Source organism: Brevundimonas vesicularis, from assembly GCF_044807075.1.
GTDB classification, from domain to species: Bacteria; Pseudomonadota; Alphaproteobacteria; order Caulobacterales; family Caulobacteraceae; genus Brevundimonas; species Brevundimonas vesicularis_G.
Map to the genome: position 1 here is coordinate 2950441 of NZ_CP085234.1, position 11650 is coordinate 2962090.

Annotated in this window: 7 protein-coding genes; 1 reads left to right on the forward strand and 6 read right to left on the reverse strand. The window is 65.7% G+C overall.

Annotation, left to right across the window (positions count from 1 at the left end; genetic code table 11):
- Nucleotides 1-7: 7 nt before the first annotated feature.
- The 4 genes from LG306_RS14835 to LG306_RS14850 form a co-directional block, all read right to left on the reverse strand.
- Nucleotides 8-211: a hypothetical protein gene (locus tag LG306_RS14835; protein ID WP_228763748.1), complete on the reverse strand. Its 204-nt coding sequence runs from the start codon at nt 209-211 to the stop codon at nt 8-10.
- A 151-nt stretch (nt 212-362) separates the two neighbouring features.
- Nucleotides 363-1796, reverse strand: coding sequence for an efflux transporter outer membrane subunit (locus LG306_RS14840; protein WP_404416087.1), 1434 nt, complete (start codon nt 1794-1796; stop codon nt 363-365).
- The gene (locus tag LG306_RS14845) at nt 1796-5074 is read right to left on the reverse strand and encodes an efflux RND transporter permease subunit (protein ID WP_045810421.1); all 3279 of its coding nucleotides are present in this window, start codon (nt 5072-5074) and stop codon (nt 1796-1798) included. The genes LG306_RS14840 and LG306_RS14845 overlap by 1 nt, the downstream gene beginning before the upstream one ends.
- 3 nt (nt 5075-5077) lie before the next feature.
- Complete coding sequence (locus tag LG306_RS14850; protein ID WP_045810422.1) at nt 5078-6280, reverse strand: efflux RND transporter periplasmic adaptor subunit; 1203 nt, start codon at nt 6278-6280, stop codon at nt 5078-5080.
- 132 nt (nt 6281-6412) lie between these two features.
- Here LG306_RS14850 and LG306_RS14855 point away from each other — a divergent pair, with 132 nt between their 5' ends.
- Nucleotides 6413-7018, forward strand: a complete 606-nt coding sequence (locus tag LG306_RS14855) for a TetR family transcriptional regulator (RefSeq protein ID WP_404416092.1) — start codon at nt 6413-6415, stop codon at nt 7016-7018.
- Nucleotides 7019-7087: 69 nt separating this feature from the next.
- Here LG306_RS14855 and LG306_RS14860 read toward each other — a convergent pair whose 3' ends face one another.
- Entirely contained in the window at nt 7088-8362 is a 1275-nt protein-coding gene (locus LG306_RS14860; RefSeq protein ID WP_137721087.1) for a sugar MFS transporter, read from the reverse strand.
- Between the two features lie 199 nt (nt 8363-8561).
- Complete coding sequence (locus LG306_RS14865; protein ID WP_404416096.1) at nt 8562-11366, reverse strand: TonB-dependent receptor; 2805 nt, start codon at nt 11364-11366, stop codon at nt 8562-8564.
- Nucleotides 11367-11650: the final 284 nt, after the last annotated feature.

Here is an 11650-nt window from a genome sequence, read left to right on the forward strand (position 1 = left end):
CGCCGGATCAGGCCGATCGCGGCGACAGACTGGCGGCGAGCAGATGCACGTCGTGCGCCCGCATCCGCTCGAAGTTCCCCAGCCCCAAGGCCAAAGCGCGCATGATCTCGGTCTGACGCGTATGTTCGGGATGGGCGGGCAAGGACGGCTCCGCCCGCGCCAGCTCCGCATCGAGTTCGGCCATCATATGGGCCAGGATTCCGTCGTTCATCTGATCCTCCATCACACCGCCGACCGCCGCAGACGGTTAGAGCATGAATGGAACAAATGCAGAACACTTAGACGGTCGCCAAACTGTGGACGAACGAAACAGGGCCGGGCGATGCATCGCCCGGCCCTCTTGTTTCAGCATCGCGACGGGATCAGCTGTCGGCCTGCCAGCCGCCGGCCAAGGCGCGGAACAGAGCGATCTGATAGGTCGTGACCAAGGCGTCGGACTGGGCGAGAGCCGCGTCGGCCGCCGCCTGGGTGCGTTCGGCGTCCAGCACCAGGAGGAAGCTGTCCGCGCCGGCGTTGAAGCGCAGGCGCGACAGGTCGGCGGCGCGGGCGGCCTGGTCCCTCGCTTCGGTCAGGGCCGCACGGCGGTCCAGCTCGTTGGCGTAGTTGGACAGGGCCGTTTCCGTCTCCTGCAGGGCCGTCAGCACAGTCTGGTCGAAGTTCGCCAGGGCGGCGTCCGAACGGGCGCCGGCGGCCTTGATCTGAGCGCGGACGGCGAAGACGTTGGGGAAGGACCAGCTGATCAGCGGACCGAAGCTGAAGCGGAAGTTCTGGTCGTCGCCCAGTTCACCCGCGTCCAGCGCGGTGGAACCGAAAGATCCGCCCAGGCTTATCTGCGGAAATAGGTTTGCGGTCGCCACGTTCACGCGCGCGGCGGCGGCGGCCAGTTCGGCCTCGGCCTGGCGCACGTCGGGGCGGCGGGCCAGAAGCGCCGCGCCATCGCCGACCGGGATCGGCTGGCTGAGCTGGGGCGGGCGCACGCAGGCGGCGGCGGCCTGGCTGGCCTCGGCGGGGGTGCGGCCGGTCAGGGTCGCCAGGCGGAACAGGGCCTCGTTACGGGCCGCGCGCAGGGTCGGCAGGGTCGCCGCCGTCTGGGCCAGGGCCGCGCGGGCGCTGGCCACGTCCAGCCCCGTGCCCGCCCCGCCGTCGAGCAGGGTCTGGGTCAGATTGGCGGTGTTGCGTTGCAGTTCCAGCGTCCGTTCGGCGACCGCGATCTGCGCATTGGCCGAGCAGGTGTCGGCATAGGCGCGGGTCGTCTCGGCCGCGACCGTCACCTGGACCGTGGCCAGGGCGGCCTCGGCGGCGCGGGCGTCGGCGCGGGCAGCGCGGATGGTGGATTCCACGCGTCCGAACAGATCGACCTCATAGGCGGCCTGAACGCCGACGTCATAGGTGTCGATCTCGGGCGCATCCTGCCCGGCGGGCAGGCCCTGGACCGTGGCGGCTGAGGCGCGGCTGCGCTGGGCCTGGGCGCTGGTCGTCGTGGTCGGGAAACGGCCGATGCGGGCCTCCGACAGCGACGCCCGGACCGCACGCAGGTTGGCGAAGGCGGCTTCGAGCTGGTTGTTCTCGGCGAAGGCCTGCTGGATCAAGGCGTCCAGCGTGGGGTCTTCGTACAGCCGCCACCAGTCGTCGCGCGCCGCGGCGGTCGAGACGGTGGGGCTGGCCGAGCCGACGAAGGCGCCCGTGCCGGCGACGGGCAGGTCCGCGACCGGCGCCTTGGGCCCGACCGCGCAGGCGGCCAGCAGGGCGCTGAAGGCTGCGGCGGTCAGGAAGCTGAGGGTCTTGTTACGGGTCATCAGATGTCCCCTCCCCGGCCGGTCGCGGGCGCAGGCGCGTTCGGATCGGTCAGGTCGCTGGTTTCGTCATAACGCACGGGCCGGTCCGAAGGACGGTCAGGCGTCGGGGTCGGTTTCTTGCCTTGCGGCAGTTTCGAGGACAGCCAGCGGCAGACCACATAGAAGACCGGCGTGAAGATCAGGCCGAAGAAGGTCACGCCCAGCATGCCCGAGAAGACGGACGTGCCCAGCGACTGACGCATCTCCGCGCCCGGCCCCGAGGCCAGCATCAGCGGCACGACGCCGAGGATGAAGGCGAACGAGGTCATCAGGATCGGACGCAGACGGGTCTTGGCGGCGGCGACCGCAGCCTCGAACCGGTTCATGCCCTGCTCTTCCTCGGCCTGTTTGGCGAACTCGACGATCAGGATGGCGTTCTTGGCCGCAAGCGCGATCAGAACGACAAGTCCGATCTGGACCAGGATGTTATTGTCCAGGCCGCGCAGGTTCACCCCGATGATGGCCGCCAGCAGACACATCGGCACGATCAGAATGACCGCCAGCGGAAGCGTGAACGCTTCGTACTGAGCCGCCAGCACCAGGAAGACGAACACCACCGCCATCAGGAAGATGACCGTCGCGCCGGAACCCGCCGCCTTCTGCTGATAGGCCAGACCCGTCCATTCGTAGGAGAAGCCCTGCGGCAGGGTCTGGGCGGCCATGGTTTCCATGACCTGCAGCGCCTCGCCGGAGGAGACCCCTGCTGCAGCGTTGCCCTGAAGCTCGGCCGCCGGGAACAGGTTGTAGCGGACGATCCGCGCCGGACCGGAGTCGTCGATCAGATTAGCCACCGATCCGATCGGCACCATGGCGCCGGAGGACGACTTGGTCTTCAGATTGGCGATGTCGGCGATGTCGTCGCGCGCCGTCGGCTCCGCCTGCGCCGTCACCCGGAAGGTTCGGCCCAGCATGTTGAAGTCGTTGACGTAGGACGAACCCAGATAGACGCCCAAGGTGTCAAACACCGAGCTGGGCTGGACGCCCAGCATCAGCGCCTTGTCGCGATCGACATCGGCGGTCACGCGCGGCGAGGCCGTGTTGTAGGTCGAGAAGACCTGGCTGACCTCGGTCGGCTTCTGGGCGGCGGCGCCCATCATGGCGAAGGTGGCGCCTTCCAGCGGACGATAGCCGGCGCCTTCGCGGTCCTGGATCATCATCGAGAAGCCGTTGCCGGTGCCCAGACCCTGGACCGCCGGGGGGGCGATGACGAAGATCTGCGCGTCCTCGATCTGTCCGGTCGCCTGGGTGATGGCGCCGGCCAGAGCCGTGGCGGCCTGCTCCTTGGTGCGATCCTCGAACGGGTTCAGACGCACGAAGATGGTCGCGGCGTTCGAGCCGAAGGAGAAGCTTGATCCGTCCAGACCCGCAAAGGCGATGGCGCCGTCGACACCGTCGGTCTTGCGGATGATGTCTGTAGCACGCGTCATCACCGCTTCCGTACGATCCAGCGACGCACCGGCGGGCAGTTGGATAACGCCGATCAGGAAGCCCTGATCCTGTTCAGGAATGAAGCCCGAAGGAGTATCGATCAACCGCCAGGCGGTGAGGCCCAGCAGACCGGCATAGATGATCAGCACCAGGCCGACCGTACGGATCAGACGTGCCGTCAAACGACCGTAGCGATCCGACAGCCAGTCGAAGCCGTCGTTGAACTTCCGCCCGGCCCAGCCGCCGTAGTAGACCACCGCACCCAGGACGCCCGGCTTGCGGGCATGTTCATGATCCTTCTTGTGCGGCTTCAGCAGCAGGGCGGCCATGGCCGGCGACAGCGTCAGCGACACGAACAGCGAGATGACCGAGGCCGATGCGATGACGACCGCGAACTGGCGATAGAAGATGCCGGGGATGCCGGGCACGAACATCGTCGGCACGAACACCGACACCAGCACCAGGCCGATGGCGATCAGGGCGCCGGAGACCTCCTGCATCGATCGATAAGCGGCCTCCTTGGGACTGAGGCCTTCGCTGATCGCGCGCTCCACGTTCTCGACCACGACGATGGCGTCATCGACCACGATGCCGACCGCAAGGACCAGGGCGAACAGGGACAGGGAGTTGATCGAATAGCCCAGCGCCAGCTGCACCGCGAAGGTGCCGACCAGAGCGACGGGGATGGCGACGATGGGAATGATGGCCGCGCGCCAGGTCTGAAGAAAGACCATGACCACGATGATGACCAGGATGACGGCCTCGACCAGGGTGTGCTGAACCGACTCCACCGAGGCGGCGACGAACTCGGTCGGATTGTAAGGCACCGAGATGGCCATGCCGGCCGGCAGTTCGCCCTTGACGGCCTCGACTTCCTTGAGGACCCGATCAGCCGTGCCCAAGGCGTTCGCCCCCGGCTGCTGAACGATCGCGACGCCGACGCCGCGTTGGCCGTCGAAGAAGCCGCGGATGCCGTAATCCTGGGCGCCCAGTTCGATCCGCGCGACGTCGCGCAGGTAGGTGACGCGACCCTCGGCGTCCGTCTTCAGCACGACGTTGGCGAACTCATTGGGATCGCTCAGACGCCCCTGAACCTGAACAGGCAATTGGAACGCAGCGGCGTTGTTCGGGAAGGGAGGTTGGCCGATGGAGCCGGCGGCGGCCTGCACGTTCTGGGCGCGGAGGGCCGAGACGATCTCAGGGCCCGTCAGACCGCGCTCGGCGGCCTTGGCCGGGTCGATCCATACGCGCATCGAATAGTTGCCGCCGCCGAAGAGCTGAACTGCGCCGACGCCCTCGATCCGCAGCAGACGATCCCGAAGCGTGGAGTTGGCGTAGTTGCCGACATAGTCGTTGTCCAACGTGCCGTCAGGCGACGTCAAACCCAGGATCATCAGGAAGCCGCTCTCGGCCTTGTTGACCACGACGCCCGTCTGGCGAACCGCTTCCGGGAGTCGAGGCTCGGCCAAGGCGACCCGGTTCTGGACCAGCACCTGAGCAGCATCCAGATCCGTTCCCGGCTGGAAGGTCACAGTGATGGCCACCGTCCCGTCCGACGTGGACGAGGAGGAGATGTAGAGCATGTTCTCGACGCCGTTCACCTCCTGCTCGATGGGGGCGGCGACGGTTTCGGCCAGGGTCTCGGCCGAGGCGCCGGGGTAGGCGGCGTTAATCGTGATCGTCGGGGGCGCGATCTCGGGATACTGCGACAGGGGCAGCAAGGGATAGGCGGCGATCCCGATGATCGTGATCACCACCGAAATCACGGCCGCGAAGATCGGCCGGTCGATGAAGAAGCGGGAGATATTCATGACTTAGCCGGCCGGCAGGCTGTTGGCGAAGGAGGCGCTGGATGCCGGAGCCGCCTGCGTCACCGGCGCCTGGGAGGCGTTGCCTGCGACGGGTTCGATCTTGCCGTTCTTTGGCGTGACCTTGGAGCCCGGCTGGGCGGCGCGTTGCAGACCCGCGATGATGACGCGGTCAGTCGGAGCCAGGCCGGAACGAACGACGCGCAGGCCCTGGACGATCGGGCCGAGCTGGACGGCCTTGTTGGTCACGGTGCCGTCGGCGTTGACCACAGCGACGGTGCGGCGGGCCTGATCGGTGCCGATGGCCGAATCCGGCACCAGCAGGGCGTCATAGGCGCCGGCGCCCGCGACCTGGGCGCTGCCGAACATGCCGGGGCGCAGGAAGCCGTCGGCGTTGGGCAGGATGGCGCGCAGACGGATCACGCCCGAAGCGGTGTCCACGGCATTGTCAGCGAAGTCGAGACGGCCGGTATGCTTGTAGGTGCTTTCGTCCTGCAGGCGCACGTTGACGACCGCACCCTGATTGGCGCCGCCCTGACGTAGATACTTCAGCAGAACCGCTTCCGAACCGTCGAAGACGAAGTGGATCGGGCCGCCGGAAATGATGGTGGTCAGGATGTCTCCAGCCGACGAGCCGCCGGCGACGAGATTGCCCGGATCGACGCGACGGTCGGATACGCGACCCGAGGTCGGCGCGGTGACGCGGGTGTATTCCAGGTTCAGACGCGCATTGCGAACAGCGGCGTTGCCAGCCGCCAGATTGGCCTGGGCCGCATCGACGGCCGCCTTGTTGGAATCATATTCGGCCTTGGACACAGCTTGCGAGGCCAACAGAGCCTCGCTGCGGGCCAGGTTGGCGCGGGCCAGCGACAGCTGCGACTGGGCCTGAGCGACCTGGGCCTGAGCCTGGGCCAGCGCGGCCTGGGCCGGGCGCGGATCCAGGGTGAACAGCAGCTGGCCCTTCTGAACCATCTGTCCGTCGCGGAAGTGAACCGCCTGAATATAGCCGCCGACGCGGGCGCGCACATCCACGCTTTCGACCGCTTCGAAGCGCCCGGTGAACTCGTCCCAGTCCCGCACCTGCTGCTTCAGCGGCACGGCCACCGTCACGGGCGGCGCGCCTTGCGCCGGCGCCTCTGCCTTTGGGGAACAACCGTAAAGCGCACCCGTCACCATGACGGATACCGCCGCAATCTTCAGCCCGCGCATCTGCGCATCTCCCTGTCGGAGGTAAATCCCTGTCGTGCGGACATAGGCCGATGGGGAGTCGGCCTTGTCAACCCGTGGTGACTTAATGGTCGGAGCCGTGGCGCTTGTCAACAGGCGTTGACAAAGCCATATGTGATCTACGGTTATTGTCTGTGGAGTGTCATCACCTTGTTATGTCCCGGCCCACGCCCGAGAAACTCCGCCGCCACGCGCACGGCCATTCTCGATGCTGCGCGCGAGAGATTCGCGGCCGAGAGCTATGACGACGTGGGCATGCGCGACATCGCCCGCGACGTCGGTGTCGATGCGGCCCTGATCAGCCGCTACTTCGGCTCCAAGGACGACCTGTTCCTGGCCGCGCTGGACAGTTGCGGCGACGGCAGCGCGCTGATGCAGGGCGAAAAGGCCGACTTCGGACGGCGCGTGGCGCATGAGATCGTCTTTGAACCCAAGAAGGCCGAAAAGCTGAAGGGCATGTCGATCATGCTGCGCTCCATCGGCTCGGCAAAGGCGTCGGAGATGGTTCAGAACACCTGCACTCAGCGCTTCTTCGGTCCGCTGGAGGAATGGCTGAGCGGGCCGGACGCCACCGTCCGCGCGCGGCTCTTGGCAGGCTTCATCATGGGCATGTCGGTCAGTCGTGAGCTGGGCGGCGGCAGCTTCAACATCGAACCCGCCCAATGTGAGGAAATGCGCGACCGACTGGCGCCCATTCTTCAGTCCCTGATCGACGGCTGATCCCATCGCCGAAATGAAAAAGGGCGCGGAGGCCAGCCTCCGCGCCCTTCGTCTTGTCTGGCGACCGGCTCAGTGCGAGGCGGTCGAGGTCACTTCGGTCCGAGCCTTGGTGCGGATGCAGCCGATGGCGAAGATGGTCAGGCCGACGTAGCCCAGCATCGGCACGATGAAGGCGGGCTGAAGCTTGCCGGCCGCATCGGCGATATGCGCCGCGACCTGGGGCAGCAGGGCGCCGCCGATGATGCCGAACACCAGCAGGCCCGACGTCGCCGACGTCGGCGCGGTCGAGCGCTCCAGCGTCAGGGTGAAGATGGTCGGGAACATGATCGAGTTGAACAGGCCGATCGACAGGACGGCATAGGCCGCCGTCGGGCCGCCGATCTGGCTGACGGTCAGGCACAGGACGGCCGCCGCGACGGTGCAGAAGGCCAGGACGACGCCGGGGCGAACCTTGGTCAGCACGAGCGAGCCGATGAAGCGGCCGACCATGGCGCCGCCCCAGTACAGGGCGACCATCTTGCCCGCCGTCTCGATGGGGGCGTTCAGGATTTCGGGGCTTTCGAGGAAGTTTGTCAACATGCCGCCGATGGCGACTTCGGAACCGACGTAGAGGAAGATGGCCAGGGCGCCGAACACGGCCCACGGCGACGACAGCGCCTTCAGCGGCGAGACCGCGTTGTGAAACTCCGGCGCCGCCGCATTGATCTTCTTGCGCGCGGTGAAGATGAAGACGGCGATCAAGGCGAAGAAGGCGCCCATGCCCAGGAAGGCCATGTCGATGCTGCGCAGCGACTGGGTGCGGGTCGCGGCGGTCACCACGGCGCCGGCGGCGAAGACGCCGCCCGTCAGCAGGACGTGCGAGCCCAGCCAGGGACCGACAGTCGTGCCCAGCGAGTTGAAGGCCTGCGACAGGTTCAGTCGGCTGGAGGCGCCCTTGGGGCTGCCCAGTTCGGCGACCAGCGGGTTGGCCGCGACCTGCAGCAGGGTCACGCCCGAGGCGATGACGAACAGGGCGATCAGCACGCCAGGATACCAGTCGGCGGCGGTGGCGGCCGGCACGATCAAACAGCCTGCGACCATGACGATCAAGGCGCCGATGATCGAGCGGCTGTAACCCAGCTTGCTGAGCACTGAGGCCGCCGGCAGCGACATCAGCCCGTAGGCGATGAACCAGGCGAAGGTGGTCAGGAAGGCCTCGGCGTTGTTCAGGTCGAACACCCGCTTAACCGCCGCGATCAGCGGATCGATCAGCGAGGTCGCGAAACCCCAGGCGAAGAACAGCGTGGTGACATAGGCGAAGGCCAGGCCTGCGCCTTGGCGTTTTCCGGCGTCCGGAACGGTCATGAATGATCCCCCAGTGAAATCGAACGGCCGCGCTGTGGTCGCGCGGTTCTCATTCTGCTTGGTTCGGACATCGCGAAAGGCGCGTCCAGCCGAAAAGCGCCTTTTGTAACGAAACTTTTCCGACGGGCGTGGGCGCAGGCAAAGAAAAGGGCCGCCTCGCGAACGCGGCGGCCCAAGTTTGCTCAGAAGAGAGGGGAAATCAGAACTTGTAGTTCAGCCCGACGGCGAAGGTGCGGCCGTAGTGCTGATAGTCGATGGTCCGGCGCTCATCGCCGTTTTCGAAGGTCTTGAACGGCTCGTCGGTCAGGTTGTTGACCTGAGCCAGAACCGACAGGCCTTCCAGCGGACCGGACTGGAACTCATAGCCGACCTGGGCGTCGACGACCGTTTCAGCCGCCACCGAACGCAAGGTGCGGCCGTTGCCGAAACCGGCGACCTCGCCCAGGTAATCCGAGCGATAGCGGGCCGAAATCCGCGACTGGAAGCCGTAACGCTCATAGTAGAGCGAACCGTTGATCACGTTTTCCGACAGACCCGGCAGGGCGGTCGGCGCTTGGGTGGGGTCAGGCCGCACTTCGCTGTCCGTGGTCGAGGCGCTGAACTGGGCGCCGAAACCTTCCAGGGCCGGATGGAAGATGTCGAACGGCGCCGAGATCGACAGTTCAAGACCCTTGATCCAGCCGCCTTCACCGTTGTCGGGCGCGCCAACCAGACCTTGGCGCAGCAGAGGCTCGGGATTATCGGGGGTGATGACGCCGATCGGATAGCCGGTGAAGTCGAAGATCTGGTTGCGGTTATAAACGTAGCTTTCCAGGTTCTTGTAGAAGGCCGCCAGCGAGATGTAGCCCTTGCGGTTCGCGAAATACTTCTCGAACGACACGTCGATCACGTCGGCGATGAACGGGCGCAGTTCCGGATTGCCGCCACCGCCGCTCCACGGAGATCGATTGATGTCGGTCGATAGGGCCTGGCCAGCAGTGTAGTTGTAAATCCGCGAGGCGCGCATGTCGTCCATGCGCGGACGGGCGAGGGTGCGCGAAACCGCCAGACGCGCGAACATGTCTTCGCCGGTTTGCAGAATGAAGTTCGCGCTGGGCAGGATTTCCAGATAGTCGGCCCCGCCGTTGACGGCGATGGTCTCCGAAACGCCCTGGGCGACCTGACGGGCGGAGAAGCCCGTGGAACTTTGATCTGTATAGACAAACTGCATGCCGACATTGCCGGTCAAGGGCAGGCCAACCAGATTGTGGTCGATGTTAGCGCGGACGTAAGCCGTCGAAACCTTTTCCGTCACTTCCCAGTTGCCTGCGGTGACGTCGGCGTTCGGGTTGCGGACACGGTTCAGCGCGCCGCTGTTGACCAGGCCGAGAGCGTCGTAGCTCAGCACGGCGCTGATGCCGAGATAGCCGAGGTCGGTCGGGTCCAGCAGGAAGGCCGAAGGCACGGTCAAATCGCCGCCGCCGGGGACGCCGAGATAGAACTGATCGTTGACGAAGCTCTTCTGACGCTCGGTATAGTTGGCGCCGAAGTCGATCGACTTGAACGGGCTCTGATGCAGTTCACGCGTCACGGAGAAGCGAGCCGCCTTGATCTCGTCCTCGATGGAGGGCGTGTTCATATAGCCGGCCTGACCGCCCGGAATGACGTCGCCGCCCCAGCCTTGCGGGCTGGTGATACGGATCAGGTTGGGATCGGCGTAGTTCAGACGGCTGGTGAAGCGGGTCACGCCGTCGTCGGTCAGTTCAAAGCCCAGAGTGTCCAACGCGCCGTTGACGTTGCGGCCGGTGCCGGCGTTGGTTTCCAGGATGATGTCGTTACGCTCGACCTTCGAATAGCTGAGGTCCAGGTTCGCCGACCAGTCGTCGCTGAGCGTGAACTCGGTGTTCCAGCCCAGGGCGGTGATGTTGCTGTCGCGCTTGTTCAGGTCGTTGCGAACCACGCCCTTGATGTTGTCCCAGGTGCCGGCGACGATGAGGCCGTCTTCGACAGTGTAGCCGGGACGCAGCGACGGCGCCGGACGGCAGACCGCCGACGGGACGTTCACGGTACAATCACCAGAGGAACCACCCCACGCCAGCGGGAATTCGATGCCGCGAAGGACCTGGGTGTTCTTGAACTCGGAATAGAAGGCGTCGATCGTCGAGTGGATGCGATCGTTCGGGCGCCATTCCAGCACGCCCATATAGCCGTCGCGCTCCAGCTCCGACGACATCACATAGGGCTTGACGCCGCCGGTCAGCAGATTGCCGTCCGAATAGGTGGGATAGCCCCAGGCGTTGAAGCGCTCGGACTGATAGGGCGAGCTCATGTGGGCGTAGCCCAAGGCCACGCCCAGCGTGCCGTCCAGGAACTGGTCGATGTAGGAGATGGTGTAACGGTCGCCGTTGTCGGTCGTGCCCGAGTTCAGGGCGCCGAGCTCGTTCCACTCGTGGCGATAGTTCATCGCTATAGCCTGACGACCGTAGGCCAGCGGGCGAACGGTGCGCAGATCGACGGTGCCGCCCAGACCCTGACCAATCAGGGCCGCGTCCGGGGTCTTGTAGACGACGACGCTGTTCAGCAGTTCGGCGGGGAACTGGTCGAACTCGACGCCGCGGTTGTCGCCGGTGGTGACCAGTTCGCGCCCGTTCAGCAGGGCGGTCGTGAAGTCAGGCCCCAGGCCCCGGATGGAGATCGCCTGGCTGCGGCCGTCGAGGCGCTGCATGGTCACGCCCGGCAGGCGCGCCAGGGATTCGGCGATCGAGACGTCCGGCAGCTTGCCGATGTCTTCGGCCGAGATGACTTCGACGATCGAGGTGTTGTTGGCCTTGGCCGAGATAGCGGCCTCGATCGAACGACGAATGCCGGTGACGACGATTTCGCCGACTTCAGTGGCTTGGTCGTCGGCCTGGGCCGTCGTGGCGGCTGCAGTTTGTGCGTGGGCCGAGCCGACCGCCATCAGGGCGGCTGCGCCGAAGGCGACGCCGGATAGCAGGCGCGCGCGCCGGTTGAGACGTTGGAACATGGTCATCCTCCCTGGGGCTGACCGCGATTCTGAACGTCGCGATCTGAAGCCGTCGCAAAAATATGCAAATCTTTTGGAATGTTGCAAGCAGTTAATGCGGGCGTCCGATTTCCGTCTCACTTCGGGCCCGTTGATAGCCCGCAAAGGCGCGGGAATGTGCGGTTTCGCGCTATTCCCATGGCGCATCGCAGCATTTCAGCGATGCGTTGACAGCCCCGCCCATTGCTGCAAAATCTTGCAAATCGATCTGGAAGGCTTTGCACTTTCCAGACGCAAGGGAGTGA

Bases quoted from the DNA above. Each gene is read 5' to 3' on its own strand.
- LG306_RS14835 (WP_228763748.1), bottom strand. From the start codon at position 211: ATGAACGACGGAATCCTGGCCCATATGATGGCCGAACTCGATGCGGAG.
- LG306_RS14850 (WP_045810422.1), bottom strand. From the start codon at position 6,280: ATGCGCGGGCTGAAGATTGCGGCGGTATCCGTCATGGTGACGGGTGCG.
- LG306_RS14860 (WP_137721087.1), bottom strand. From the start codon at position 8,362: ATGACCGTTCCGGACGCCGGAAAACGCCAAGGCGCAGGCCTGGCCTTC.
- LG306_RS14865 (WP_404416096.1), bottom strand. From the start codon at position 11,366: ATGTTCCAACGTCTCAACCGGCGCGCGCGCCTGCTATCCGGCGTCGCC.
- LG306_RS14840 (WP_404416087.1), bottom strand. From the start codon at position 1,796: ATGACCCGTAACAAGACCCTCAGCTTCCTGACCGCCGCAGCCTTCAGC.
- LG306_RS14845 (WP_045810421.1), bottom strand. From the start codon at position 5,074: ATGAATATCTCCCGCTTCTTCATCGACCGGCCGATCTTCGCGGCCGTG.